Annotated in this window: 18 protein-coding genes, 2 pseudogenes and 1 CRISPR repeat array; of the genes and pseudogenes, 12 read left to right on the top strand and 8 right to left on the bottom strand. The window is 73.1% G+C overall.

Features of this window, described 5'->3' with window-relative positions:
• The first annotated feature begins 118 nt into the window (after positions 1-118).
• From ACFP3U_RS02595 to ACFP3U_RS02580, 4 genes are all read left to right on the top strand, one after another.
• Entirely contained in the window at positions 119-1,036 is a 918-nt protein-coding gene (locus ACFP3U_RS02595) for an NAD-dependent epimerase/dehydratase family protein (RefSeq protein ID WP_380223455.1), read from the top strand.
• A 105-nt stretch (positions 1,037-1,141) separates the two neighbouring features.
• Positions 1,142-1,927, top strand: coding sequence for an HNH endonuclease family protein (locus ACFP3U_RS02590; protein WP_380223454.1), 786 nt, complete (start codon positions 1,142-1,144; stop codon positions 1,925-1,927).
• 72 nt (positions 1,928-1,999) lie between these two features.
• On the top strand, positions 2,000-3,643 hold the full coding sequence (locus ACFP3U_RS02585) for an alpha/beta hydrolase (RefSeq protein ID WP_380223453.1): 1,644 nt from the start codon (positions 2,000-2,002) through the stop codon (positions 3,641-3,643).
• A 110-nt stretch (positions 3,644-3,753) separates the two neighbouring features.
• Positions 3,754-5,352 (top strand): alpha/beta hydrolase, encoded by a 1,599-nt coding sequence (locus ACFP3U_RS02580; RefSeq protein WP_380223705.1) that lies wholly within the window; start codon positions 3,754-3,756, stop codon positions 5,350-5,352.
• Between the two features lie 89 nt (positions 5,353-5,441).
• Here the strand turns inward: ACFP3U_RS02580 and ACFP3U_RS02575 are convergent, their stop codons facing one another.
• Positions 5,442-7,958, bottom strand: a complete 2,517-nt coding sequence (locus ACFP3U_RS02575) for an ArnT family glycosyltransferase (protein WP_380223452.1) — start codon at positions 7,956-7,958, stop codon at positions 5,442-5,444.
• Between the two features lie 106 nt (positions 7,959-8,064).
• Complete coding sequence (locus ACFP3U_RS02570; RefSeq protein WP_380223451.1) at positions 8,065-9,189, bottom strand: alpha/beta hydrolase; 1,125 nt, start codon at positions 9,187-9,189, stop codon at positions 8,065-8,067.
• Between the two features lie 185 nt (positions 9,190-9,374).
• Between ACFP3U_RS02570 and ACFP3U_RS02565 the strand changes: the two genes are divergently transcribed.
• From ACFP3U_RS02565 to ACFP3U_RS02545, 5 genes and pseudogenes are all read left to right on the top strand, one after another.
• The gene (locus tag ACFP3U_RS02565) at positions 9,375-10,346 is read left to right on the top strand and encodes a hypothetical protein (RefSeq protein ID WP_380223450.1); all 972 of its coding nucleotides are present in this window, start codon (positions 9,375-9,377) and stop codon (positions 10,344-10,346) included.
• 173 nt (positions 10,347-10,519) lie between these two features.
• Entirely contained in the window at positions 10,520-11,803 is a 1,284-nt protein-coding gene (locus ACFP3U_RS02560) for a serine hydrolase domain-containing protein (protein ID WP_380223449.1), read from the top strand.
• Positions 11,804-11,961: 158 nt separating this feature from the next.
• A complete protein-coding gene (locus ACFP3U_RS02555; protein WP_380223448.1) occupies positions 11,962-12,771 on the top strand; it encodes a hypothetical protein in 810 nt (269 codons plus the stop codon).
• Between the two features lie 217 nt (positions 12,772-12,988).
• Positions 12,989-13,606: pseudogene (locus ACFP3U_RS02550) on the top strand (S1 family peptidase); the annotation flags it as partial.
• 210 nt (positions 13,607-13,816) lie between these two features.
• A pseudogene (locus ACFP3U_RS02545) lies at positions 13,817-14,539 on the top strand (Ig domain-containing protein); the annotation flags it as partial.
• 127 nt (positions 14,540-14,666) lie between these two features.
• On the opposite strand, the gene ACFP3U_RS02540 reads toward ACFP3U_RS02545, so the two are convergent.
• From ACFP3U_RS02540 to ACFP3U_RS02530, 3 genes are all read right to left on the bottom strand, one after another.
• Complete coding sequence (locus tag ACFP3U_RS02540) at positions 14,667-16,319, bottom strand: PQQ-binding-like beta-propeller repeat protein (RefSeq protein WP_380223447.1); 1,653 nt, start codon at positions 16,317-16,319, stop codon at positions 14,667-14,669.
• A gap of 133 nt (positions 16,320-16,452) precedes the next feature.
• Entirely contained in the window at positions 16,453-17,391 is a 939-nt protein-coding gene (locus tag ACFP3U_RS02535; protein WP_380223446.1) for a hypothetical protein, read from the bottom strand.
• A gap of 153 nt (positions 17,392-17,544) precedes the next feature.
• Positions 17,545-18,429, bottom strand: coding sequence for a helix-turn-helix domain-containing protein (locus ACFP3U_RS02530; protein ID WP_380223445.1), 885 nt, complete (start codon positions 18,427-18,429; stop codon positions 17,545-17,547).
• A 174-nt stretch (positions 18,430-18,603) separates the two neighbouring features.
• On the opposite strand from ACFP3U_RS02530, the gene ACFP3U_RS02525 reads away from it, so the two are divergent.
• Entirely contained in the window at positions 18,604-19,353 is a 750-nt protein-coding gene (locus ACFP3U_RS02525; protein ID WP_380223444.1) for a dienelactone hydrolase family protein, read from the top strand.
• Positions 19,354-19,830: 477 nt separating this feature from the next.
• Here the strand turns inward: ACFP3U_RS02525 and ACFP3U_RS02520 are convergent, their stop codons facing one another.
• Positions 19,831-20,277, bottom strand: a complete 447-nt coding sequence (locus tag ACFP3U_RS02520; protein WP_380223443.1) for a MarR family winged helix-turn-helix transcriptional regulator — start codon at positions 20,275-20,277, stop codon at positions 19,831-19,833.
• Between the two features lie 115 nt (positions 20,278-20,392).
• Here ACFP3U_RS02520 and ACFP3U_RS02515 point away from each other — a divergent pair, with 115 nt between their 5' ends.
• A complete protein-coding gene (locus ACFP3U_RS02515) occupies positions 20,393-21,721 on the top strand; it encodes an aldehyde dehydrogenase family protein (RefSeq protein WP_380223442.1) in 1,329 nt (442 codons plus the stop codon).
• Positions 21,722-21,792: 71 nt separating this feature from the next.
• Positions 21,793-22,566: a maleylpyruvate isomerase family mycothiol-dependent enzyme gene (locus ACFP3U_RS02510; protein ID WP_380223441.1), complete on the top strand. Its 774-nt coding sequence runs from the start codon at positions 21,793-21,795 to the stop codon at positions 22,564-22,566.
• A 100-nt stretch (positions 22,567-22,666) separates the two neighbouring features.
• Here the strand turns inward: ACFP3U_RS02510 and ACFP3U_RS02505 are convergent, their stop codons facing one another.
• A complete protein-coding gene (locus ACFP3U_RS02505) occupies positions 22,667-23,104 on the bottom strand; it encodes a glutaredoxin domain-containing protein (RefSeq protein WP_380223440.1) in 438 nt (145 codons plus the stop codon).
• A gap of 107 nt (positions 23,105-23,211) precedes the next feature.
• Positions 23,212-23,820, bottom strand: coding sequence for a class IV adenylate cyclase (cyaB, locus tag ACFP3U_RS02500; protein ID WP_380223439.1), 609 nt, complete (start codon positions 23,818-23,820; stop codon positions 23,212-23,214).
• 1,146 nt (positions 23,821-24,966) lie between these two features.
• A CRISPR array of direct repeats spans positions 24,967-26,277; the repeat unit is 29 nt; unit sequence CTGCTCCCCGCACGCGCGGGGATGGTCCC.
• Positions 26,278-26,304: the final 27 nt, after the last annotated feature.

Here is a 26,304-nt window from a genome sequence, read left to right as displayed (position 1 = left end):
AGAACCTCCGGAACCTTGGCAGCCGGGGCCCTGCCGCACGGCAGGCCCCCGACCGAGAGTTGATCACGGCGCCGACGGTCCGGTGCCATCCACCCCAACGGCAACCCGGGAGCCTCCCATGTCCTTCCACGTCGTCACCGGCGCCGGCCCGACCGGCACCGCCACCGCCCTGCGCCTCGCCGAGGCCGGCGAACGCGTCCGGCTGGTCACCCGGCGCGGCACCGGCCCCGCGCACCCGGGCATCGAGCGGATCGCCGCCGACGCCACCGACGCCGACGCCCTCACCGCGCTGGTCGAGGGCGCGGCGTCGCTCGTCAACTGCGCCGCCCCGCCGTACCACCGCTGGATCGGAGAGTTCCCGCCGCTCGCCGCCGGCCTGCTGACCGCCGCCGAACGGACCGGCGCGGGTTACGTGATGCTCGGCAACGTGTACGGCTACGGCCCGGTGGACGGCCCGCTCACCGAGGACCTCCCCGCCGCGCCGACCAGCCGCAAGGGCACGCTGCGGGCGGCCCTGTGGGCGGACGCGCTCGCCGCGCACCGGGCCGGCCGGGCGCGCGTCACCGAGGTCCGGGCCAGCGACTTCCTCGGCCGCGGCGCCACCTCGCTGTTCGCGTTCATGGTGGTGCCCGCCGTGCTGGCCGGCGAACCGGTCGACTACCCCGCCGACCTGGACGCGCCGCACAGTTGGAGCTACCTCGGCGACGTGGCCGCCACCCTGGTCGCCGCCGCGCTCGGCGAGGCCGCCTGGGGCCGGGCCTGGCACGTGCCCAGCACCAGCGAGGCCTCCACCCGGGAGGTCGCCCGCCGGCTGGCGGCGGCGGCCGGTGCGCCGGAGCCGCTGCTCACGGCGATGCCGCCGGCCGAGCTGGCCCGGTCGGGGGACGCCGTCCTCGCCGAGGTCGAGGAGATGGGCTACCTGTACGACCGTCCGCTGCGGCTCGACTCGACGCGCACCGAGGAGCTGCTGGGGGTGACGGCGACGCCGTTCGAGGCGGTGGTCGAGGAGACGGTGGCGGCGCCGCGCGCGGTGTGAGCTTCGCCATGATCGAAATGGTCCGGGTTGTGGTGGCTTGACCGGGTGCGGGGCGGCTGGTCTGCTGGTGCGCCGTCATCCGCCCACCCGTCCGGGGAGTCCACCGTGCCCGCCCGTCGCACCACCCTGTCGGCCGCCGCCGTCTTCCTGATATCCACCCTGGCGCTGGGCGGCTGCTCCGGCGCCGGGACGCCCGACGGCGCCGCCGCGTCCCCCGGAGCCGGAGCCGGAGCCGGGGCCGCGGCGGACGCCGCCGACCGGGGCACCAGCCCCCTGGAGAACCCCGACGGCACCAAGCCCGGCCTGGCGCCGCTGACCTCCCCCGAGGAGCAGCAGGCGGGCCGGGAGCTGATAGCCGGGGTCGCCACCGCCACGGCAGGCCCCAAGGACGGCTACGACCGCGACGCGTTCGGCCCGGCCTGGACCGACAACGTGGACGGCGTCCCCGGCGGCCACAACAACTGCGACACCCGCAACGACCTGTTGGCCCGCGACGGCGCGGCCGTCGAGCGCAAGGGCGGCTCGGCCTGCGTGGTCTCCTCGATGACCATCCACGACCCGTACACCGGCCGGACGGTGCGGTGGAGCAAGCAGCAGGCCTCGAAGATCCAGATCGACCATGTGATGCCGCTGTCCTACGACTGGCAGATGGGCGCCGCCGGGTGGGACAAGTCGAAGCGCGTACGGATCGCCAACGACCCGCTCAACCTCATCCCGGCCGACGGCTCGCAGAACGCCGCCAAGGGCGACTCCGGCCCGTCCGCCTGGCTGCCCGCCGACCCGAAGATCCGCTGCGCGTACGTGGTCCGCTTCGCGCAGGTGTCGTTGAAGTACCAACTGCCCGTGACGGCGGCGGACAAGAAGGCGATGCTCCAGCAGTGCGGGGGCTGACGGACCGTTGACGGGCGGCCGAGGAGCGGGGGCGCCGCCATCGGGATGATCGTCGGATGATATTCGTATGCGGTGAATTCGACGATCAACCGCCTCGCGCGACGCGCCCTGCCCGCCGTCGCCGCGGCCGTCCTGCTGGCCGCCTGCTCCAGCACGGGCGGCTCCACCGGCGCGGCCTCCGCCGCCCCGAGCACCGCGCCCGCACCCTCCTCCTCCGACCCGGCGGCGGCCGCCCCGACCGCGCCGCCCGCCCCCACGCCGACCGTGAAGCCGACCGGTCAGGCGGACCCGGCGCTCCAGGCCTTCTACGGCCAGAAGCTGGCCTGGGCGGCCTGCCAGGACGACCCGAAGACCGAGAAGATCGACGAGTCGGCGGTGCAGTGCGCCGCCCTCAAGGTCCCGCTGGACTACGCGAACCCGACCGGGGACACCCTCGACGTCGCGGTGGTCCGCAGCCCCGCCGGCAAGCCCGACCAGCGGATCGGCTCCGTCGTCATCGACCCCGGCGGCCCCGGCGGCAGCGGTGTGCGCATGATCCAGCGCAGCCCCAAGCAGTTCGAGGGCGCCGTCGGCGAGCGCTACGACACCGTCGGCTTCGACCCGCGCGGCGTCGGCGGCACCGCCCCGGTGAACTGCCTCGACGACCGGACCCGCGACGAGTGGCTCACCACCGACAACCCCGGTCCGGACCACGGCAAGCTGCTCGCGGACGCCTGCCAGGCCAAGTACGGCAAGCTGCTGGAGCACATCGGCACCCGCGACTCGGTGCGCGACATGGACGTGCTGCGCGCCGCGCTCGGCGACCGGCAGCTCACCTACTACGGCCTGTCCTACGGCACCTACATCGGCAGCGTCTACGCCGAGGAGTTCCCGGACCGGGTCGGCCGGCTCGTCCTGGACGGCGCCGTCGACCCGGCCAAGCCGCTGGCCGCGAACAACATCGAGCAGTACGCGGGCTTCGAGCGCTCGCTGCGCGCCTTCGCCGCCCACTGCGCGAAGCAGAGCCAGTGCCCGTTGGGCAAGGACCCGGAGAAGGCCGCGGACAAGGCCGCGGACTTCCTCGACGGCCTCAAGAAGAAGCCCCTCACCACCGCGAGCGGTCGCGTCCTCACCGCCTCCGCCGCCTGGACCGGCATGGTCGAGGGCCTCTACGGGGACGAGAGCGGCTGGGACTCCCTGGCGAACAGCCTCGGCTGGGCGATGGTCCGGGGCAAGGGCGACAACCTGCTGGCGTACGCCGACTCCTACAACAAGCGGGACAAGGACGGCCACTACAACGTCTCGGCCGACGCCTACACGGCGATCTACTGCGCCGACGGGGCGACCGACGTGCCGACCGGTGACGCGCTCCAGGCCGCCTACGCCGAGATGGCGGCCAAGGCTCCGCTGATCAGCCGGCACGAGCCGAGCATGGCGCTGTTCGACCCCGACTGCCGGAGCTGGCCGTTCCGTTCGCCCGAGAAGGCGCACCCGATCACGTCCAAGGCGCAGAACCCGATCGTCGTGGTCGGCTCCACGGGCGACGCGGCCACCCCGTACGCCAATGCCGAGCAGCTCGCCGCCCAGCTCGGCAACGCCGTCCTGCTCACCCGGGAGGGCGAGGGCCACACCGGCTACGGCTGGAGCGCCTGCATCCGGGCGTCGGTGGACGCCTTCCTGGTGGACGGCACCGTGCCGGCCGCCGGGACGCGGTGCAAGAGCGACCCCACGCGGTGAGCTGACGCGGCGGCGGGGCGTGCCGCGGCCGTTCACCGTGGCACGTCGCCGGGGGTGGGGCTGCTGTGGGCGGCGCGGCGGGCGGGTGATATTCGTGTGCGGTGGACTCGATGATGACCCGGTTCTCGCGACGCGCCCTGCCCGCCGTCGCCGCGGCCGTCCTCCTGGCGGCCTGTAGCGGCGGGGGCGGTTCGGCCGGTGCGGCCCCCGGGCCGGGGGCCGCACCGGCGATCGGGGCCGCCTCGTCCACGGGCTCCCCGGCCGGGAAGGGGCAGGCGGACCCGGCGCTCCGCTCGTTCTACGGGCAGAAGCTCTCCTGGGCCGCCTGCCGGAACGCGCCGAAGAGCGGCGGGGCCGACGGCTCGGCGCCGCGCTGCGCGACCCTCAAGGTCCCGCTGGACTACGCCGACCCGTCCGGCGGCACCCTCGACGTCGGCGTGGCCCGGATCGCCGCCGCCAAGCCCGGCCGACGGGCCGGTTCCCTCGTGGTCAACCCGGGCGGGCCGGGCAACAGCGGTGTCAACACGGTCCTGTACGACGGGCGGAACTACGACGGTCCGCTGCGCGAGCGCTACGACCTCGTGGGCTTCGACCCCCGGGGGACCGGTCTCAGCGCGCCGATCAACTGCCTGGACGACCGGACCCGGGACGGCTGGCTCACCACCGACAACCCCGGGCCGGACCACGGCAAGCTCCTCGCGGACGCCTGCCGGGCCAAGTACGGCACGCTGTTGGAGCACATCGGCACCCGCGACACCGCGCGCGACATGGACGTGCTGCGCGCCGCGCTCGGCGAGCAGAAGCTCACCTACCTCGGTAGCTCCTACGGCAGTTACCTGGGCAGCGTCTACACCGAGGAGTTCCCGGACCGGGTGGGCCGGCTCGTCCTGGACGGCGCGATCGACCCGGCCAAGCCGCTGGCCGAGACCAACATCGAGCAGTACGCGGGCTTCGACCGCGCGCTGCGCGCCTTCGCCGCCCACTGCGCCGAGCAGGCGCAGTGCCCGTTCGGCACGGACCCGGGCAAGGCGGCGGACAAGGTCGCCGAGTTCCTCGACGGGCTGAAGCGGAATCCGCTCACCACGACCGGCGGTCGCACCCTCACCGCCGCCGCGGCCTGGGCGGGCGTGATGGACGTCCTCTACGGCGGCGAGGCCGGCTGGGACAACCTGGCCGACAGCATCGGCTGGGCCATGACCCGGGGCAACGGCGACTATCTGATGGCCTACGCCGACTCCTACAACAGGCGGGACGGGGACGGCCGTTACGGCGTCTCGGCCGATGCCTACACCGCGATCTACTGCGCCGACGGGGCGACCGACGTCCCGACCGGCGACGCGCTCCAGGCCGCCTACGCCCGGCTGGCCGCCAGGGCCCCGCTGATCACCCGGCACGAGCCGGCGGCGGCGCTGTTCGACCCCGACTGCCGGAGCTGGCCGTTCCGTTCGCCCGAGAGGGCGCACCCGATCGCCTCCGGGGCCGCGACGCCGATCGTGGTCGTCGGCTCGACCGGCGACCCGGCCACCCCGTACGCCAACGCCGAGCAGCTCACCGCCCAGCTCGGCAACGCCGTCCTGCTGACGCGCGAGGGCGAGGGCCACACCGGCTACGGGCACAGCGCGTGCGTCCGGACGGCGGTGGCCGCCTACCTCGTCGACGGCACCGTGCCGGCCGCGGGGACGCGCTGCGCGAGCGATCCTGTGCTGTGAGCCGCCGCCGCGCCACGAGGTGACGCGGCGGCGGGGTGCGCCACACGGGTGTTCACCGTGGCGCGCCCCGCCGTCGGGGTGCCGCCGGGTCAGGAGGTGGGCGGCTGGGTCAGGTCGTAGAAGGTCGCCCCGCCGACCGTGCGGGGGGTGTAGTGGCTCTCCACCCACGCCTCGATCTGGGCGGTCTCGGACTCGGCGGACCCGCCGCCCCGGCCGTTCGCGGTGTGCGCGGCGTTCGTCCCGGCGGTCTCGCCGCCGCCGACCGCGCGGCGCGAGCCGCCGCCGAGGAACCAGTGCACCTTGCCCTCCCGCACGTACTCCTGGAAGGCGCTCAGACTGAGCGACGGGTCGCTGCTGTTGAAGCCGCCGAGGGCCATCACCGGGACGCCGGAGGCCAGTTGGTAGCTGGCGGCGTTCTGCGAACCGGAGGTGGCGGCGGCCCAGCGGTACTGGTCGGCGTCCTGCTTCAGCAGGGCGGCGGCCTCCTCGCTCACCTTGGTGCCGCTCAGCAGCCCGCCCATGCCGCCCATGCCGCCGGCGCCGCCCTGGCCGCCGGGCAGCCCGTTCATGCCGCCGGGCACGCCGTGGCTGCCGCCCGGGGCGCCATGGCCGCCCGGGGTGCCGCGCCCGCCCGGGGTGCCGTGCCCGCCCTGGCGACCCGCCCGGCCGCCGTCCTGCGGGGGCGTCGCCGTCCGGCCGTTGAGCCACGGCGCCGCGCCGCCGCCCTTCGCACCGCGGCCTTTGCCGCCGCCCGGACCGAAGCCGCCCGCGACCGAGGGCCCGGCCAGCACGATCGAGCCCTGGTGCGGGGTGTTGACCGTCTCCACCGCGTACGCCGCGGGGCCGCCCAGCGCCGCCGCCGCGCCCACCAGGCCCGCCACGGCGGTCAGCCGCCCGGCGAGCCGCCGTCCGGAGGCACGCGCGCCGTCCGGGTGTCCGAGGCCCGTGCCCTCACCGCCCGAGGGTCCGCCGTCCGCGCGGTGCGCGAGCCGGGCCCCCAGCGGACCGGCGGCCAGCGGACCGGCCGCCAGCAGCGCCACCGCCGCGAGCAGCCCGCCGGCCAGCACCGCCGGACGCAGCCACGGCAGGAACTGCGCGCTCCGCCCGAGCAGCACGTACGCCCACACCACCGTCACCGCCAGCGTCGCCGCCAGCACCGCCGCGTACGGCAGCCGGTGCCGGGCCCGCCAGAGCCCGTCCACGCCCATGCCGACCAGCGCGGCGACCGCCGGGGCCAGCGCCACCGTGTAGTACTGGTGGAAGATCCCGGACATGAAGCTGAAGGTCAGCGCGGTGGAGATCAGCCAGCCGCCCCAGACCAGGAAGGCCGCGCGCGCGGAGTCCGTCCGGGCGTGGCGCCGGGTGGCCCAGAGGCCGAGCAGCAGCAGGATCAGCGCGGCCGGCATCAGCCAGGTGATCTGCCCGCCGATGTTGCCGTCGAACAGCCGGGTGAGACCGGTCTCGCCCCAGCCGCCCCCGCCGCGCATCCCGCCGGGCGGGCCGCCGGCGGGCGCGCCCCCGGGGCCGCCGCCGACGACGGCCTGGACCCCGGCCGGGATCCGGTTGTGGGCGCCGCCGCCGACGCTGCCCTTCTCGTTGCCGTTGAGCCGGCCGAGGCCGTTGTAGCCGAAGGTGAGGGAGAGGAAGCTGTCGTCCTGCGAGCCGCCGACGTACGGCCGCGCGGACGCCGGCACCAGCTCGACGACCGCGACCCACCAGCCGCCCGCGAGCACCATCGCCAGCCCGCCGGCCAGCAGCTGCCGCACCCGCCGCCACAGCCCGGTCGGCGCCACCACCAGGTAGATCAGCAGGGCGGCGGGCAGCACCAGGAACGCCTGGAGGGTCTTGGTGAGGAAGGCCAGGCCGAACATCACGCCGGTGAACACCAGCCACCGGGTGCCCGCCGCCTCGATCGCCCGCACCAGCCCGTAGGCGGCCAGCGTGAGCAGCAGGAGCAGCAGCGCGTCCGGGTTGTTGTAGCGGAACATCAGCGCCGCCACCGGCGTCAGCGCGAGGGCGACGCCCGCCAGCAGTCCGGCGAGCGGCGAGAAGCGCCGGCGCACCGTCGCGTACAGGGTGGCCACCGTGCCCACCGCCATCAGGGCCTGCGGGGCCAGCAGCGACCAGGAGGAGAGCCCGAAGACGCGCGCCGAGAGGGCCATCGGCCACAGGGAGAGCGGCGGCTTGTCGACGGTGATGAAGTTCCCGGCGTCCGAGGAGCCGTAGAAGAAGGCCTTCCAGCTCTGGCTGCCGGCCTGGACGGCGGCGGCGTAGAAGGCGTTGGCCCAGCCCGAGGCGGACAGGCCCCAGAGGTAGAGGACGGCGGTGGCGGCCAGCAGGGCGAGCAGGGCGGGCCGCACCCAGCGCGGGTCCTCCGCGCGCCCGCGCAGGCTCCGGGCCGGCAGGGTGCGCAGCCGCCCGGCCCAGGAGGCCGGGCCCTTGGGGCCGACGGGCGGCAGCGGGAACTCCGGGAACAGCGGAGAGTGGGTGGTCCGCTCGGCCGCCGCCCCCTCCGGCGCGGAGGCGGATGGCGGCTGCGGCGGCGGGAAGTCCCCGGCCTCCGGCCAGGGCTCGCCGGCCGGTGGGGTGAGGCTGGTCGTGGTCATGGGCGCTAGGCTCGGGCGCCCGGCTGAGAGAAGGGTGAGACGCGGGTGTGAGGCGTCTATGATCCTCGCCGGTCCGCCCGGCTCTTGCCGCCCCGCCGGCAGGACCCTACGCGGCCTGGGGCATCGTCAGGTGCTTGCCGAGCCACTCCAGCGCGGGCGGGATCTCCCTGGTCCAGGTGTGGAAGTTGTGGCCGCCGGTGTCGAGGGTGATGGTGGAGAGCCTGGTCGGCGCCTTGAACGCGTTGACCATGGCCTGGGTGCCCTCGTAGTTGTTCTCGTCGTAGCTGGTGGCGAGCAGCAGCGAGACCGGCTCGGCGGGCTTGTTCTTCAGCCGCCAGACCAGGTCGTTCTCCTGCTTCAGCCCGGTGTTGCCGGCGAACAGGTCGCCGGTGGTCTCGTCGATCGGCGCGGTGTAGTAGCCGGAGAGCGAGATCGCCGCCCGGTACGCGTCCGGCTTGCGGAGCGCGAACTTGAGGGCGCAGTAACCGCCGGTCGAGTTGCCGATCACCGCGCGGCTGGCCGGGTCGGTGCCGATCCGGTAGCCGGAGGCCAGCGCCGCGGGCAGGTCGCTGGTGAAGAAGGTCTCGACCTGGGGCCCGCCGGGGACGTCCATGCACTCGGTGTCGCGGTTGCCGACCAGGGTCGGGCGCATCAGCACCAGGACGGTCGGCGGCAGCTTCTTCTCCTCGATGGCGGCGAGGGCGGACGCCGGGTACTGCATCAGCGTGATCAGCTTCTCCGCCGAGCCCGGGTAGCCGGCCAGCACCAGGGCCATCGGGAACTTGCGCTGCTCGTACTCCGGCTGGAAGTACTGCGGCGGGAGGTAGACGAACGCGTCGCTGCTCAGACCGCTCCGCGCCCCGCGGACCGAGACCTCCTGGATCAGCCCGGAGCGGTCGCGGGCCGAGCCCTGCGCCGAGTACATGTTCTTCTCCCCGGTGACGGAGAGGCTGGCGGCCGCGTTCGGCTGGTGGTCGACGACCGTGCCGGGCTTGCCGTTGGTGCCGAGCAGGTCGCTCCAGGAGCTGTAGAAGCCGAAGTAGCCGTTGGCGATCAGCCCCATCGCGACGAGCACCGCGAGCTGGGTGGCGAGGAAGGCGCCGACCCGCCCCGTCCAGGCCTTCCACCCGCGTCCGCCGAACCGCGGCCAGAGCCACATCGTGGCGGCGAAGACGGCGATCGCGACGACGGCGGCGATGATCTGGAGGGGGAGTCCCGTGAGGCTGAGCACGCGTCGATCGTAGTTGACAGCCAGGAAAGCCCTGTGCGCCGCTTATGCGCCCCATATACGCTACGACGCGCTGCAAGTGCGCCCTGTTGACCGTGTCTTGTCCTATCGGGATCATGGCGGCGGGGACGAGCGGATTGCACGGAGCGTGCATGAGAGAGCACCGAGAGAACATTCGGGGGAGTGGCATGAAGTCCTTCACCAAGGTCGGCACGGCGGTGGGGACCGCCCTGCTGCTTGCGGCCTGTTCAAGTGGCGGTACCGGCGGTTCGAGCAGCACCTCCGGCGGTTCGGCGGGGTCCAGCCCGTCGGACGGCTTCAGCGCGCTGCCCGCCCCGACCCCCACGCCGACACCCACCCCGACGCCGACGCCGACTCCGTACGGGCCGGTCCTGGCCGGCTACGTCGACCCGGTCGGCACCGCGCTCGGCAAGATCAACCCGGCCGCCGACCTGACCAACTTCATGGCCGGCCTCCAGGAGGCGGCCACCGCCGCCAACTCCGCGAGCAGCGGCCTCGGCCTGAGCACCACACCGGCCGCCGTGGGCACCACGAAGCGTCAGCTGGTGACGGCGCTCTCGCAGCTCGCCACCGATCTGACCAAGATCCGTACCGACATCAAGGCGAAGACCTTCTGCACCACCGGGTCCGCCTTCGCCCAGATCGGCGCCTCCGAGGGCCTCAAGGCGATCCCCGCGGCCCTCGCCGAGATGACCGCCGCCGGCTACACCACCAACTTCACCGCCCCGCAGACCCCGGCGCAGCAGACCCGCTCGCTCGACAACGGGACCTTCGTCACCAAGGGCCGGCTGCGCGGCGAGGGCGAGCTGAACATCGACAACACGGAGGGCAGCACCGACTCCGTGGTCTCGCTCTCCAAGAGCGGCAAGTCCTCCTACTCCCTGTACGTCGGCAAGGGGAAGAAGGCGTCGATCAAGGGTGTCGAGGACGGCACCTACGACGTGTTCTTCTCCGACGGGATCGACTGGGACCCGGCGCTGAAGATGTTCACCCAGGACTGCAGCTACACGAAGTTCGACGAGACGCTGGCCTTCGAGACCAGCCGGACGTACTCGATCTGGTCGATCACGCTGACGGCGAAGGTCGGCGGCAACGCGAAGACGAGTGACGTGGACGAGCAGAACTTCCCGCAGCCGTAGCGCGCTGCCGCCGGGCTCGGGGGAGCGCCGCCGGTCGGACCTGCCGACCGGTGGCGCTGCTGTGTGCCTTGTGCGGTGCGGCCGTGCTGGGGCGCGGGCCCGACGGGTGACGTTCGCGCGGGTCGGCCGCCGCCGGGCCGGGTGCGCGGGCTCGGCCTGTCGATACTGCGGGCATGAGACCCTCCCGCAGGAGCGCCCTGCTGCGCCTCGCCGCCGTCGCCGCCGTCTCCGCGCTCGTTGCCCTGGCCGTCCCGGCCACCGCCACCGCCACCGCCAGCGCCTCCGCGTCCGGCTCCGGCTCCGGCTCCGGCGAGGTCACGGGCGCCGGGGCCGCCCCCGAGCACCGCCGGCCCTGCGTCGCCTCCCCGCCGCCCACCGACGGCCCGGCGCTCGACGTGCTGCGGGTCGCCGAGCAGGCGAAGGCGGAGCTGGGCCTCAAGTCGGTGATCGTGAAGGTCACCGCCGACAGCCAGGAGCTCCTCACCACCGCGCTCGGCGAGTCGATGACCGGCGTGCCGGCCCGGCCCGACATGCACTTCCGGAACGGCAACGTGGCGATCAGCTACCTGGGGACGACACTGCTGCGCCTGGTGGACGAGGGCGTCGTCGGCCTCGACGAGCCCGTCGCGCGCTGGCTGCCCGACCTCCCGCACGGCGACCGGATCACCCTGCGGATGCTCGGCGCCTCCACCACCGGTCTCGTCGACTACGTCACCGCCCCCGGCTTCGGCGAGGCCGTCTACGCCGACCCGTTCCGCCAGTGGACGCCCGAGGAGTTGGTGGGCATCTCGACCGGTCGGGACCGCTGGTACGAGCCGGGCACCAACTGGAGCTACTCGCACGCCAACTTCGTCCTGCTCGGGGCCGCCCTGGAGAAGATCACCGGGACCAGGCTGGACCACCTGCTCCGGCAGAAGGTCCTGGGCCCGCTCGGCCTGCACGAGACCGCCAACAGCTTCACCCCCGACATCCCGACCCCCGTCCTGCACGCCTTCACCTCCGACCGCGGCCGGTACGAGGAGTCCACCTTCTGGAACCCCTCCTGGACCACCGCCCCCGGTGCGGTGGAGACCACCGACATCTGCGACCTGGCCCGCTCCGCCGTCGGCATCGGCTCGGGCGAACTGCTCTCCCCGGCCGGCTACCGCGAACTGCTGAACCCGGGGACGGTCGGCCTCGGCAAGCCGACGAAGACGTGCCCGGAGACGGTCTGCCTCGCGCAGACCGAGGCCACCCACTACGGGATGGGCCTGCTGGTGCTGAACGACTGGATCTCCCAACACCCGCTGTTCTTCGGCTACTCCGCCTCGCAGAACTACCTCCCGTGCGAGCACCTGGCCATCGCCGTCTCCACCACCGACGGCCCGGACGCCGCGGGCGGGCACAGCGCCCACACGATCGCGCAGCGGATCGCCGCCGCCCTCGCCCCGGACCACCCGATCCCCGACTTCGGCTGATCCGGGGGCGCCCCTCCCGCGTCCCTCTGCGCTGGCCGCCCTCCGCCTCGCCCGTCCTCCGCCTCGCCCGTCCTCCGGCTTTCGGGTCGGAGGACGGGCGCGTTCGGGCGCCGTCCACTCCCAGTTCAATTGTCAGTGGCCCATGCCACACTCCCGTCATGGCCCCGGAACCGCTCGCCACCCTCACCTTCGCCGCCTGGCGTCGGTTCGACCTCGCCGCCGCCACGCGCATCGCCGCCCAGGTCGCGAGCACCGCGGGCGGGCGGCTCGACCGTGTCGAGGCGGTCGAGCATCTGGGGGCGCCGCTGCACCGGGTGCTCGTCGAGCGGGGCGGGCGGATGTTCGCGCTGATACCCGGTGGGCGGGTCACCGTCGGCTTCGACGTGGCGGCGTGGCAGCCGTCCGCCGAACTCCTGGCCCGCTACCGGGAGGAGAGCGCCAGTCAGGGCTTCGGCGACGAGGACCTGCGCGCCCACCTCGCCCGGGTGCTCAGCCCGCTCCGCGCCGCCACCGTGCCGACGCTGCTCATGGCCGTCGAGGACGAGCCGATCGACGAGGCACCCGCCGCCATGCCGGCCGTCCTCGCCCGCGAGGGCCTGCGGCTGCCGACGCCCGACGAATGGGAGCACGCCTGCGGGGCCGGGGCGCGCACCCTGTTCCGCTGGGGCGACGAGTGCCCGCTCGACCGCATCCCCTACGGCGACGACGCCGGCCCGCACGCCCGGCCCAACGCCTTCGGCCTGCGCATAGCCCACGACACCTACCGCTCCGAGATCACCAGCGAGCCCGGGCTGATCCACGGCGGCGACGGCGGCGAGTCCGTCTGCGGCGGCTACGGCACCGTCCTGGCCTGGCTCCCGCTCGCCACGGCCAACCGCCACCCCGACCTCGCGGAGCTCGTCTACGGGGAGGACGGCGAGGACCTCGTCGACTGCCTCTCCACCCGCCCCGTCCTCGACCTCCGCTGACGGTCGCCCACAGCACCCTCGCCGCGCCCCGGACAAGGCGGCCGGCGAGCAGACCCCCCGTCACCCCACTACCCGCGGACGGTTGATGCCCACTCGGGCTGATTCGCACCGGTGACTTCTGCCCGGGCGGTTGACCGATTGAAGTGGCCATGGCACTTTCGTGCGGCGCGGGCGTCCGCAACCGGTCGTACGCCCCGCATCCCCCACAAGGAGAGCCATGTTCAAGAGACTCGCCGCCGCGTCCGCCGCGAGCGCTGTCATCGCCGGGGTCCTCACCTCCGTGGCAGTCGCCCCCGCGCAGGCGGTGCAGGCCGGTGACCTGACGTCCACCATCGCGCTGAGCAACTGCTCGGCCTCGCTGGTGCGTTACCCCTCGTCGGTGGACGCCGACCGGGCCCTCATGCTCACCAACGGCCACTGCCTGCCGAGCATGCCGTCCGCCGGCCAGGTCATCCAGAACCAGTCCGCCAGCCGCAGCGGCACCCTGCTCAACGCCTCGGGCGGCTCGCTCGGCACCGTGCAGGCCGACAAGGTGCTGTACGCGACGATGACCGGCACGGACGTCGCGCTGTACCAGCTCACCGACACCTTCGGGTCGATCACCTCCAAGTTCGGCGCCACCGCGCTGACCATCAGCGACACGCACCCGGTCGACGGCTCGGCGATGTTCATACCGTCGTCCTACTGGAAGCAGACCTGGAACTGCTCCGTCAACGGCTTCGTCGACCTGCGCGAGGGCGAGTGGAGCTGGCGCGACTCGATCCGGTACAGCTCCGGCTGCAACACCACGCACGGCACCTCCGGTTCGCCGATCGTCGACGCCGCCACCAGGAAGGTCGTCGGCATCAACAACACCGGCAGCGACAACGGTGAGATGTGCACCCTCGACAACCCCTGCGAGGTGGCCGCCGACGGCACCACCACCGCGCACAAGGGGCAGAGCTACGGCCAGGAGACCTACTGGTTCACCACCTGCCTGGGCAGCGGTCGCGTCATCGACCTCAACGTCAGCGGCTGCCTGCTGACGAAGCCCGCGGGCAGCGGCTCCGTCTCGGTCGCGAACCCGGGCAACCAGTCGACGGCGGTGGGCGGTTCGGCGAACCTCCAGATCCAGGCGAGCGGCGGCTCGACCCCGTACACCTACACGGCCACCGGCCTGCCGGCCGGCCTGTCGATCAACGCCTCCACCGGCCTCATCAGCGGCACCGCGAGCACGGCGGGCACCTCCAACGTCACCGTCACCGCGAAGGACGCGGCGGGCCGGACCGGCTCGACCGCCTTCGTCTGGACGGTCACCGGCGGCGGTGGCGGCACCTGCACGCCGGCGCAGTTGCTCGGCAACGCGGGCTTCGAGACGGGCACGGCCGCGCCGTGGACCGCCTCCAGCGGCGTCATCGACAACTCGTCCTCGCAGGCGGCGCACGGCGGTAGCTGGAAGTCGTGGATGAACGGCTACGGCTCCACCCACACCGACACGCTGTCCCAGACGGTCACCATCCCGACCGGCTGCAAGGCCACGCTCAGCTTCTACCTGCACATCGACACCGGTGAGTCCGGCTCGACGCAGTACGACAAGCTGACGGTCCAGGTCAACGGCACCACGCTGAAGACCTACTCCAACGTCGACGCCGCGGCCGGCTACCAGCTGCGGACCTTCGACCTCTCGGCCTACGCGGGCCAGACGGTCACCCTCAAGTTCACCGGCACCGAGGACTCCTCGCAGCAGACCAGCTTCGTGATCGACGACACCTCCATCGCGACCAGCTGACCCTCAATCAGGCCGTCGACGACGGCACCCGGCCCCTCGGAGCGCACTCCGAGGGGCCGGCCCCCTCCGGGCGGCTACCACCGACCCCACGGACGCGGGATGCCGATCCGACTCCGGGAACGGGCGCTCAGCGGTGTTCGCAGACGAGGACGCGGCCGTCCACCGTGCCGACGAGCAGCCGGCCGGCGGCGGGCGCGACCAGGGAGAGGGCCGTCGTCGGGACGCCGTCCACCAGGAGGCGGGTGCGCCAGCGCGGGGCGCCGTCGGCCGCGTCGAGGGCGACGAGCTCGCCGGAGGTGAAGGCGGCGAAGACGGTTCCGCCCTCGGGGTCGCTGTCGAGGGCGGTGACCTGGTCGTCGGCGGTGAACACCCACTGCGGGTGGCCGTCCGGGAGTCGGCGGCGCGCGACGAAGACACCGCCGGGTTGCGGCCCGTGGCCGTGGTGCACCGCCCCCGCATGCACCAGGGCAGGGTCGCTTCCGTCGCGTCCTGCGAGGTGGACGGGCGGGCCGCCGTACAGGTGACCGGCGCGGTCGGCGTCCCATTCGAGCGGGAACAGCCGGCGGACCGTCGGTCCCCCGCCGCCACTCGTGGCCGCGGGATCGACGGCGACCACCCACTTGTCCTGCCAGTACTTCTTCTTCCCGCCCTGGAGGAAGAGCAGTTCGGGGCTGTGCCGGACGGCGAAGTAGGTGTTGGTGGAGTCGTAGCCGCCCAGGGCCGGTCCGGCGGTGGGCGTGCCGTCCGGGGCGAGCAGGACCATCGGGGTCTTCCGCTTGTCGGCCCGGGTGTCGCGGAGGGCGATCCGGCCGTCGAGACCGGCGGTGAGGGCGGCGGGGAAGGCGATCTCGACACTGTCGAGGGTGCTGCCGTCGTCGAGGGAGAGCCGCTCGACGGTGCTGGGGACGTCCTTCCAACCTGCGCCGTCCACCCAGCGGTTCGGGCGGGGGACATGGATCCAGGCCGACGTCCGGCCGGGGGAGACGTGGAGTTCGCGCGCACCATCGGGATCGGGAACCGTCCACTCCACCACGCCCGAAGGAAGTCGGCACTCCAGCTTCGTGCCGGCGAGGACGGCCAGCATGCGCCCGTCCGCCAACTCCTCCACCGCCCACACCTGACACCGTGGCGACCACGACAGCCCGAGCCCGGCGGCGAGCGCCGCGACCGCCTCCCGCGCGGCCCGCTTCACACCCTTGGGTCGATGCGGCGCCTCGACCCGCGGGCCGGAGAGCTCCGTCCAGGAGACACTGCGGGGGGCGACCCGGCCCCAGTCGTCGCGCTCGACGACGGCGGCGAACCCGTGGGTCTCGGGGGAGTCGTCGGCCTCGTCGTCGGCCGGGGCCACGACCACCTCCAGCGCACGCCCGTCCTCCCGCCAGCCGACCCGGCGGACTTCCCGGCGGTCCTGCAGCGCGGAGACGGTGGTGCCGTCCGCCAGGTCGACGAGCAGCAGTTCACCCTCGTGGAAGTAACCGCCGTCGTACGCGCCGGTCCCGATCGCCAGCAGGGGGAGATGAGGGTGGAAGGCCAGGCCGAGCACCGGCCAACGGGTGCGGACGACCAGCCGGCAATGGAGGCCGCCGACCTCGTAGACCCCGACCCGGTCCCCGTGCCACCCGCCGACGGAACGCCCCGTCCCGTACAGGTCGCCCACACTGCCGCCGACGGCGACCAGCCCGCGTGCATCGTCCCGCACGACGGCACACGGCTCACCGATCTCGGCGAACGGCCCACCGCCGAGGACGCTGCGGACGGTCAGGTGCTCGGGCTCGTTCATCGGGGCTGGTTCTCCGAGTGGATCATCTCCTCATCCTCCCACGCCACAGCCGCCGGGCCGGGGCGCGCAAGCGGCGTCGGCAGCGGCGGCGGGCGCGGGCGGGCGGGCGGGGGCGCTTACCTGCCGCGCTCGTTCAGAAGGTGCCGCCCGCTGTCTCGCCCACGGCCGTTCGCAGCTCCGCGTAGGTGGGGGCGAGGCTCCGCAGCCGGCTCGCCGCCGACAGGTCGTCGCCGTGGAGCAGCGGGTACTGGAGGCTGCCCAGGATCCGGGCTTGGCGCTGGGCGACGGAGGCCGCGTGCGACAGGCCCAGTTCTTCGAGGCAGGTCGCCGCGTCGTTGGCGCGACGCGCTCCGACGCGGACGCAGAATGCGGTGAGCAGTGCGCGGGTGCCGGCGGGCAGGCCCTCGTCGACCAGGTCGGCGAGCCGCTCGACGGCGGTGGCTCCCCCCAGCGTGCCGGGCGGCACGGGGAGGTCGGCGCGGCCCGCCAGCCACCGTTCGGCGTCCGGCAGCGACTGCCTGAGCGCATCGGCGGGAGTGATCCGGTGTTCGCGTACGAAGCCCGTCCGCAGGACGAAGGGGGCGTCGGTGTAGCCGATCGCCTTCGCCTCCCACGCGGCGAGGAAGGCCTGGGTGGGCAGGGTCGCGTAGGGGTGGCCGTGGGGGTCGTGGAGTTCGACGCTGTCCCGGTCGGCGGCGAGCACCACGACGTAGTGGTCACCGCCGTCGGCGTTCGGCGTGCCGGGCTGGTACAGCAGCAGGCCCATGTCCACCGGTCCGACCAGGACCGGGCCGCGCGCGCAGGCGCTCAGCAACCGGTCCAGCGCCTCGGCCGGCGTCCCGCCGTCGCTGCGCTCGCAGCTCCAGCCCAGGTGCGCGATCGCGGAGTCGAGGCCGATCTCGGGGTGCCAGCCGTAGGGGTTGAACAGCGGTAGCGAACCGGCGAGGAGCTGGGCGCCGAACGGTGAGCCGGTCAGCGTTTCGACGACCACCGTGGAGGGGGACTCCGCGCCCAGCATCATGGCCAGTGAGTTGGTGTAGCAGTACGGACCGGAGCCGACGTAGCCGAGCATGGGGAACCCTTCGCGGGGACAGTGGTGGCCTCCACCGGCGGGACGCCGCCGGGCAGGTGGGAGCCGGTGGGAGCCGGTGGGAGCAGTCCACCCCCTCACACGGTGTCAGGGGCAACCCCGCCCCTCGTTGTCGCGGTACGCCGAGGCGGTGGCTCAGGCGTCCTGGGGTTGGCGGGCGGGCGGCAGCGCCGGGTCCGTCGCCCAGGTGGTGAGCAGGTGGAGGGCGGCCTCGGTCGGGTCGTTCGGGACGGGGGTGAGGGTCACGAGGCGCCGGCGGTCGTCGCCGGAGAAGTCGAGGGTCTCGTAGGTGAAGGTGAGCGTGCCCACGGCCGGGTGGCGGAAGCTCTTGGTGCCGTTGGTGCGGACCTCGACGTCCGCGCGGGACCAGAGCCGCTGGAAGGCGTCGCTCTCCGCGCGCAACCGGGAGATGAGCCGGGCGAGTTGCCGGTCGTCGGGGTGGCGGCCGGCGGTGGCGCGGAGCTGGCCCACCGTGTCGGCGGCGATCCTGTCCCACTCGACGTAGAACTCGCGGGCCTCCGGGGCGAGGAAGAGGAACGCCGCCAGGTTCCAGGTGCCCGGTGCGGCGGCCGCGCCGTGGACGAACAGCCGCTTCGCGACCGGGTTGAGGGCGAGGAGGTCCAGGCGGTCGCTCAGCACCATCGCCGGGACCTTCACGTGCTCCAGCAGCCGCACCAGCTCCGGGCGGACCGTTGCCGCCACCTTCGCGGCCGGGGCCGACGCGTCGGTGGGTCCGCGCCGCCGACCGGGGCGGGCGAGGAGGTGCAGGTGTTCGCGCTCCACCGCGTCCAGGCGGAGCACCTCGGCGAGGGCGTCGAGGACCTCGTCGGACGGGTGCTTCGCCCGGCCCTGCTCCAGCCGCTGGTAGTACTCGACGCTGATCCCCGCGAGCTGCGCCAGTTCCTCGCGCCGCAGCCCCGGCACGCGGCGGCGTCCCCCGCCGCGCAGTCCGGCGCTCTGCGGGGTGACCAGGGCTCGGCGGGCCTGCAGGAACTCCCCGAGGCCGTGGTGATCGTCCATGCCGGTCAGTATGCCGGGTGTGACCTGGTGCCCTCCGGTACCCAGGGTGGTCCTGCCAGTACCCGTAACGGCAGGGGCCTGGGTACGCCGGAGCGGTCCCGGCAAGCTGGGACGTGTCCGAGGGAGCCTGCCCCCTCGACCCCCCGTACCTCCGAAACACCCGAAGGATTCCCCATGTGCCACCCCGCCGACAGCCGTCCGCCCGCCGCCCCCGTCGTCACCGGCTCGGTCGCGGAGGAGGGCCGGCTGGAGATCACCGCGGCCGACGGCAACCGGTTCAGCGCCTTCCGCGCGGCCCCGACCGCCCCCAACGGCCGCAGCGTCCTGCTGCTCCCCGACCGGCGCGGCCTGCACCCGTTCTACGAGGACCTCGCCCGCCGGTTCGCCGAGGCCGGCTTCCACACCATGACCTTCGACTTCTACGGCCGTTCGGCCGGCCTGAGCCCCCGCGACGCCGACTTCGACTGGGCCACCCACATGCCGCTGCTGGAGCCCGCCCACGTCGAGGCCGACGCGGCGGCGGCGCTCGCCAAGCTGCGGGAGTGGAGCAGCGACCCGGTGTTCAGCATCGGCTTCTGCCTCGGCGGCTCGTACTCCTGGCGGTTGGCCTCCACCGACCTGGGCCTGTCCGGCGCGGCGGGCTTCTACGGGGTGCCGCGCTTCTTCGGCGACCGCACGGAGCAGCTGACCGCCCCACTGCTGATGCTGCTGGCGGGCGAGGACGTGGTGACCACGCGGGAGGAGTTCGAGACCTTCACCGCCGGCCTCGACCGGGCCGGGAAGCCGTACGAGCTGAAGGTGTACGAGGGCGCCCCGCACTCCTTCTTCGACGACGCCTTCGCCGACTGGCAGGACGCCTGCACCGACGCCTGGCACCGCCTCCTCACCTTCACCGGCGTACGGGCGGGCGACCTGGCGGCGTGACTCGGCCCGCCGAGTTCGCCTCGGCGGGCCGGGCGGGGGAGTTCAGTTCGGCCGGTTCGGTCGCACCATTCGGCCGACGACCCCCTGCGCCCGATCGCCCATCGGATGCCGTCGCCATGCGACATCGGCGTCCGGCCCCTCACGGCCGGACGTCGAACTGCATTGCTGCGGTGGGTTGGCGCGGGCGTAGGCTTCGCTTGACCCCGCAAGCCCCGGGTCGGTGACGTGGCCGGTATCGAGGATGCCCCAATTGCCCGAATCCCAAGAAGTTGTGAATTCCCGCCTCTCCGCTACCTGAACCCGCAGCTCACAAACCTGCTCCCCGCACACGCGGGGATGATCCCCAGCCCCTGCTGATGTCCAGCTCGAAGCCGTGCTGCTCCCCGCACGCGCGGGGATGTTCCGGTTTACGTCGCCATCGGCGTCGGCTCGCTGCTCGGCATCCTCAGCAACGGCCACCCGCGCCGGTCCCCGACCCTACCGAGGGGTGGCGGTCTCGGGGAAGGCGCGGCCCAGCAAGGTGTACAGGGTGCCCCGCTCGTCGGGCGTGAGGTGTTCCAGGGCGGTGAGGCTGGACATCAGTTCGGCCCGGATGCGACGGACGGTGTGCTCGCCCTGCTCGGTCAGCACGATGTTCTTGATCCGGCGGTCGACCGGGTCGGCCTCGCGGCGGACGAGGTGCTGGGCCGCGAGCCGGTCGACGATACCGGTGACGTTGGAGGCGTCGCAGGCCAGCAGGTCGGCGAGGGCGCGCATGGGCCGGGGGCGGACCAGCAGGCTGAGCGTCTTGCCCTGCATCAGGGTGAGCCCGTGCCCGGCGGCCACCGTGGCGAAGTGGCGGTAGTAGGCCGCCGCCACCCGCGCGAGCCGTTCCATGAGCTCTTCGGGGGAGGGCACTGGTGCGGGTGGGGGCGTCTGGGGCATGGCTCCAGCATAGGGAGATTGCTTGACATCCTCAACCATTGAGGTCTACCGTCGAAATTACTTGAAGACATCAACCATCTAGGCCTTCAAGCCCCGGAAGGACCGCGAGACCCTCATGACGCACACCCCGGCCCCCGCCGCGGCAGACATCCCCACCCTGGTCGCCCGCCTGCGCGCCACCTTCGACAGCGGCCGGACCAAGCCCCTCGCCCGGCGCCTGGAGCGGCTCGCGGCCCTGCACTCGTTGCTCACCGAGCAGGCCGAGGCATTCCAGCAGGCGCTGGCCGCCGACCTCGGCAAGAGCGCCGCGGAGGCGTACCGGACCGAGATCGGGTTCACGCTGAACGAGCTCGACCACACCGTCGCGCACCTGGAGGAGTGGCTCCGGCCGAAGCCCGCCGACGTCCCCGGGATCTTCCGGCCCGCCGAGGCCCGCGTGGTCCGTGATCCGCTCGGCGTGGTCCTGGTCATCGCGCCGTGGAACTACCCGCTGCAGCTCGCGCTGGCCCCGCTGGTGGGAGCCCTGGCGGCCGGTAACACGGTGGTCGTCAAGCCCAGCGAGCTCGCCCCCGCCACTTCCGCCACGATGGCGCGGCTGCTGCCGCGCTACCTCGACCCGGACACGGTGGCCGTGGTCGAGGGTGCCGTCCCCGAGACCACCGCGCTGCTGGAGCAGCGGTTCGACCACATCTTCTACACCGGCAACGGCACGGTCGGCCGGATCGTGATGGCGGCCGCCGCCCGCCACCTCACCCCGGTCACCCTGGAACTCGGCGGCAAGAGCCCCGTCGTGGTCGAGCCCGGCGCCGACCTGGCGGTCACCGCACGGCGGATCGCCCGGGGCAAGTTCCTCAACGCCGGCCAGACCTGTGTGGCGCCCGACTACGTCCTCGCCATCGGTGAGAGCGCCGCCGCGTTGGAGAAGCAGTTGGCCGACGCCGTGCGCGAGCTGCACGGTGACGACCCGGCCGCCGATCCCGAGTACGGGCGGATCGTCAACGACCGCCACTTCGACCGGTTGGCCGCGCTGTTGGGTGACGGGCGGGTCGTCACCGGTGGCGGCCACGACCGCGGCGAGCGCTATATCGCCCCGACCGTCCTCGCGGACGTCTCCCCGGACGCGCCGGTGATGCGCGCGGAGATCTTCGGCCCGATCCTGCCGATCGTCGCCGTGCCAGACCTCGACGCGGCGATCGCCTTCATCAACGAGCGGGACAAGCCGCTCGCCCTCTACGCCTTCACCGAATCCGAGCGGACCAAGCGGCGGCTGACCGAGGAGACCTCCTCCGGAGCGCTCTCCTTCGGCCTGCCGGTCTCCCACCTGGCCATGCCCGATCTGCCCTTCGGCGGTGTCGGGGAGAGCGGCATGGGCCGCTACCACGGCGAGTACTCCATCGAGACGTTCAGCCACGCCAAGGCCGTCGTCGACAAGCCCCTCGCCTGAGCCGACCAGCCGCCCGCCCGAGCCGACCAGCCGCCCGCCCGAGCCGACCGACCACCCTGGAGAGCGATACCGTGACCACCCCCATCGACCACGCCGCCGCCGTCGCGGCCGAGACCTCGCGCTTCGTCGCCACCGTCCGGACCGCCGACCCGGCCACCCCGGTGCCCACCTGCCCCGGTTGGACGCTGACCGACCTGGTGCGCCACACCGGCAGCGTGCAGCGCTGGTTCACCGTCCTGCTGCGGCAGAGACTCCAGGAGCCGCCGCGTAGCAGGGACGTCGACCTTCACCTGCCGCCGATGCCGGACGGCTACCCCGACTGGCTGGCCGAGGCTGCGGCGCAGGCCGGCGCGGAGTTCGCCTCGGCCGACCTCGACGCGCCGATGTGGGCCTGGGGCGCCGACCAGCACGCCCGGTTCTGGGTGCGCCGGATGCTGTTCGAGACCCTGGTACACCGCGTCGACGCGGACCTCGCCCTGGGCCTGGACCCCGACATCGACCCGGTGCTGGCCGCCGACGGTGTCTCGGAATTCCTGACCAACCTGCCCTTCGCCGCCGGGTTCGCCCCCGGGACGGCCGCCCTCCGGGGAGCGGACCGGACCATCCGGTTCACCCGTGCCGACGGCGACGGGGACTGGCTGGTCCGGCTGCGTCCCGACGGCTTCGGGCTCGACCCGCAGGCCCGGGACGCCGACGCCGGCGTGAGTGCCGACGCGTCGGTCCGGGGTACCGCCGCAGACCTGCTGCTCTTCCTCTACGGCCGCCTGGATCGCTCCGCCGACCGCTTCGAGGTGCGGGGGGACGACGAGCTGCTGGCGTTCTGGACCGCCAACTCCGCCTTCTGAGCGGACGGCAGGCCTCCGGCTCAAGGCCTCCGGCCCCACGACGGGACTCGGCGACGGCCCGGCGCCAGAGCGGCGCGGTGTTCCTTTTCCGGGGAGCCCGTCACGCGGAAGGGGAGAGCTGTTCGCGAACCCATGCGGGATCGGGGTTGGTGCGTGGCCGGCCTGCCACGACGACGGTCGGCACGGTCTCGTTGCCGTCGTTGGCCGCTCTCACCGCCGCGGCTCCTGCCGGGTCGCGCCAGATGTTGACCCAATGCAACTGGCGGGCGTTGCGGCCCAGCCGGATGCGCAGTCGTATGCAGTACTTGCAGCCCGGCCGCCAGAAGACGACGGGTCGGCCGTCGACCGCGCCGCGGCGTTGTGCCTCCTGCGCACCGATCGACCTCGGGAAGATCAGGGGTGAGTTGACGCCGGCGAGCGCCAGGAACGCCAACAAGAGTGCTGCGGCCATGCCGGGGCTCCCCTTGAAGGACTGCCCGACCGCGACGGCTGAGCCGCTGAGCACGAGCAGTATCGGCAGGATCCAAGCACGCATCATGGTGATGCATGCTACCGATGAGTCGAGACGCGACTGTGACGCGCAAAGAACCCGGGGCGGGCCGGCCGTCCTGCTCCCAGGGGAAGAGGCCGGCGCAGCCAGGCTACCTACCGCCGGTACGCCCGCTGCCTGGTCCGAGGTGTCCCCGACGGCTGGGGGCGGGCCGCGGCTATCGCGTCGGTGTACTGCTCGGTCGTCAGATCCTCCGCGGCGATACCGAGTGAGGCGAGCACCGCGCGCACAACGGCGAGCGCTGGACCGAGGTCGTCCTCATCCGCGGTCGTCGTCTCAAGCTCGATGAACACCTCGTCGATCTCGGGTACCCGTACCAGGGTGGCGAGGAGTCGCCGGCCGTCCTGGTCGAAGGCGTAGTTGCGGCACTGCTTCTCGAAGGCGATCCGCGGAGTGAACCCGAGACCGTGGACGATCTCGTGCACGGCCTCGGCGTCGTCGACCCGGGTCTCGGCCTCGGGCTTCGATCCGGACGCCTCATCAACGCGGGCGCCCTTGTACGTCAGGACGGTGCGGGTGCCATCCGGGCCGTGCACGGTGCGGACCCGCAACTCCCTGTCCGCACCCATGAAGGAACCGTCCGGCGCGTCGTAGTAGGTGTCGCGGTACACCTCGGCCCGCCCGGCCCCGTACCGGTCCTCAAGGGTCTTGAGAACGCCTTCCGGATCCCGAACGACTGCCTTCAGCTCGGCCTCGATCGCCATCGTCCGCCCGTCCCTTCGTCAGATGATCTGCTCGGCCTCGGGTGCCGTGGCATCGAACTGCCGACGCCACCCGGTGAACGATGCCGACTCGTGGCCCTCCCAGCCGCTGTGGAAGGCGCTGATGTAGATACTGGCGTCGAGTTGAATCGTCCGCCAGACGGGTAGGGTCCGGTACCGGTAGGCCTCGACTTGTCCGACCTTGGCCAGCTCGCGCGCAGCTTCGCTTCTGAGAGAAGCGCGGCTGCCGGCGAGGGACTTGATCCCGTGTTGGAGCCGCTGGCCGATCCCGCGCTGTTCTGCTCCCCGCGCATGTGGGGATGGTCCGATGTAGAGCTGGCCCTGGCGGCATGCGGCTGGCCTGCTCCCCGTGCACGCGGGGATGGGTCCTGGTCGGTGTTGGCGAGCATCCAAGGCCGCTTTGCCGACTGTTGGGTTGTCCGTGCCCGCGCCTGCTCCGGCGCTGCTGCGGTCGAATTGTTGCGCGGCGTGGGCCGATCGCAGTCAGCGATTCGGGTGTTGTTGTGGCCGGGCCTGTATGGAGGTTGAGTCGTAATGCTCACGGCTGCTCACGGCTGCTCACGCGTGATGTGGGAGGCGCCGCGAACTCGCGGCGCCTCCCACTTGCTGCCGGCGCAGCGCTCGTCCTGCCGAGGTCACCTCGCTGCGGCGCGCGTAGGGCACTGTCCAGAACGGCCGGGCCGGCTGAGTGGGACTCGCCTGGGCCATAGAACTTCCTTTTCTTGGCCTGGTGTTGTCAGTTGATCATCTGTGGTGAGTCTGGCTCACGAAGCGCTCTACAGCTACTGCTCCGACCAATGCCCGCAGAGATGTTGCGAGGCGGCGCGGTGGTCGCCGATCGGTTCGGTTGTATGTGGCGTTGGTTGGGCTTGGCGAGGCTCCGGGCTGCCGGTGGAGGCGGAGCGCATAGGAAGTCGGCGGCGTCGACTTCCTGGATTGAGGGCCGGCCCGGGCGGAGGTGGACGGGGCTGGCGAGCGACGTGAGTTCGGGGGTGAGCGTAGGCTTCGTCCGGTGGCGGTTCTGGTGGGCTTCGATGGCAGAGGATGTCGGGATTGTCGCAAGTGTCGGAATCTCAAGAAGTGGTGAAACTCCAACCTCCTCGTGCCTAACGCCACAGGTCGGGAAGTCTGCTCCCCGCACGCGCGGGGATGGTCCCCGCCCGGACAGCCCGGGGCCGAGCCGCACCGGCTGCTCCCCGCACGCGCGGGGATGGTCCCTCCGGCCACAGCCGGAGCGCGTCCGCGTCCCCCTGCTCCCCGCACGCGCGGGGATGGTCCCGTCCTCGCCCGGCACGCCGCTGCCCAGGAGGTCTGCTCCCCGCACGCGCGGGGATGGTCCCGCGGTGACCCCGCTCGCCATGACCGTCGCGGCCTGCTCCCCGCACGCGCGGGGATGGTCCCTGTGGGACATGCGGATGACCTTGTCCCCGCGCCTGCTCCCCGCACGCGCGGGGATGGTCCCGCAGCGCCGCCGGCCCCGTCCGAGGACGAGACCTGCTCCCCGCACGCGCGGGGATGGTCCCCGCTGGGGGGACAGCTGGTTCGCCTTCCACGGCCTGCTCCCCGCACGCGCGGGGATGGTCCCAACCCGCCGTCCACCATGCTGCGGCGGTTCAACTGCTCCCCGCACGCGCGGGGATGGTCCCGGGAGCGGCAGCTGTTCGGCGTCGCTGGCGCCCTGCTCCCCGCACGCGCGGGGATGGTCCCGAGCAGGGCGCGGTGCAGAACACCGGGGACGCCTGCTCCCCGCACGCGCGGGGATGGTCCCTCCCCAGTGCAGGTCAGCCGAACGCGGTCAGTCTGCTCCCCGCACGCGCGGGGATGGTCCCGACCCGACGTTCGCCGCGACATGGTGAAGATGCTGCTCCCCGCACGCGCGGGGATGGTCCCTACACCTCGGGTCGCCCCAGCCGCGGCCTCAGCTGCTCCCCGCACGCGCGGGGATGGTCCCGGGGGCTCTGGTGGTGGGTGGAGAGGGAGGGTCTGCTCCCCGCACGCGCGGGGATGGTCCCCGCTCACGGCCGAGACCGGCTGCGGCGTCGCGCTGCTCCCCGCACGCGCGGGGATGGTCCCACCGGCCGCGAGCGGCCCCTTGTCGAGGAGCACTGCTCCCCGCACGCGCGGGGATGGTCCCTGGATGGCCTACCTCGACCAGCACTCGGTGCACTGCTCCCCGCACGCGCGGGGATGGTCCCCAGTCCACCCGGCCGTCGGCCTCCGGGAGGCTCTGCTCCCCGCACGCGCGGGGATGGTCCCCTAGCGGACCGATATCGGTGTATCAAGCACCGCTGCTCCCCGCACGCGCGGGGATGGTCCCGGCGGCGCGGACATGCAGGCCAGAGGCATCATCTGCTCCCCGCACGCGCGGGGATGGTCCCGGCTCCGACGGAAGGGAAATCCGCTAATGGATCTGCTCCCCGCACGCGCGGGGATGGTCCCGGCGGCGCGGACATGCAGGCCAGAGGC

This window comes from Kitasatospora misakiensis, from assembly GCF_042656005.1.
Taxonomy (GTDB): Bacteria; Actinomycetota; Actinomycetes; order Streptomycetales; family Streptomycetaceae; genus Kitasatospora; species Kitasatospora misakiensis.
Note: the sequence above shows the minus strand (reverse complement) of the source record. Positions and strands in the feature narration are given on the sequence as shown.

Bases quoted from the DNA above. Each gene is read 5' to 3' on its own strand.
- ACFP3U_RS02525 (WP_380223444.1), top strand. From the start codon at position 18,604: ATGTGCCACCCCGCCGACAGCCGTCCGCCCGCCGCCCCCGTCGTCACC.
- ACFP3U_RS02560 (WP_380223449.1), top strand. From the start codon at position 10,520: ATGAGACCCTCCCGCAGGAGCGCCCTGCTGCGCCTCGCCGCCGTCGCC.
- ACFP3U_RS02520 (WP_380223443.1), bottom strand. From the start codon at position 20,277: ATGCCCCAGACGCCCCCACCCGCACCAGTGCCCTCCCCCGAAGAGCTC.
- ACFP3U_RS02535 (WP_380223446.1), bottom strand. From the start codon at position 17,391: ATGCTCGGCTACGTCGGCTCCGGTCCGTACTGCTACACCAACTCACTG.
- ACFP3U_RS02505 (WP_380223440.1), bottom strand. From the start codon at position 23,104: ATGATGCGTGCTTGGATCCTGCCGATACTGCTCGTGCTCAGCGGCTCA.
- ACFP3U_RS02555 (WP_380223448.1), top strand. From the start codon at position 11,962: ATGGCCCCGGAACCGCTCGCCACCCTCACCTTCGCCGCCTGGCGTCGG.
- ACFP3U_RS02530 (WP_380223445.1), bottom strand. From the start codon at position 18,429: ATGGACGATCACCACGGCCTCGGGGAGTTCCTGCAGGCCCGCCGAGCC.
- ACFP3U_RS02540 (WP_380223447.1), bottom strand. From the start codon at position 16,319: ATGAACGAGCCCGAGCACCTGACCGTCCGCAGCGTCCTCGGCGGTGGG.
- ACFP3U_RS02515 (WP_380223442.1), top strand. From the start codon at position 20,393: ATGACGCACACCCCGGCCCCCGCCGCGGCAGACATCCCCACCCTGGTC.
- ACFP3U_RS02565 (WP_380223450.1), top strand. From the start codon at position 9,375: ATGAAGTCCTTCACCAAGGTCGGCACGGCGGTGGGGACCGCCCTGCTG.
- ACFP3U_RS02580 (WP_380223705.1), top strand. From the start codon at position 3,754: ATGATGACCCGGTTCTCGCGACGCGCCCTGCCCGCCGTCGCCGCGGCC.
- ACFP3U_RS02575 (WP_380223452.1), bottom strand. From the start codon at position 7,958: ATGACCACGACCAGCCTCACCCCACCGGCCGGCGAGCCCTGGCCGGAG.
- ACFP3U_RS02595 (WP_380223455.1), top strand. From the start codon at position 119: ATGTCCTTCCACGTCGTCACCGGCGCCGGCCCGACCGGCACCGCCACC.
- cyaB (WP_380223439.1), bottom strand. From the start codon at position 23,820: ATGGCGATCGAGGCCGAGCTGAAGGCAGTCGTTCGGGATCCGGAAGGC.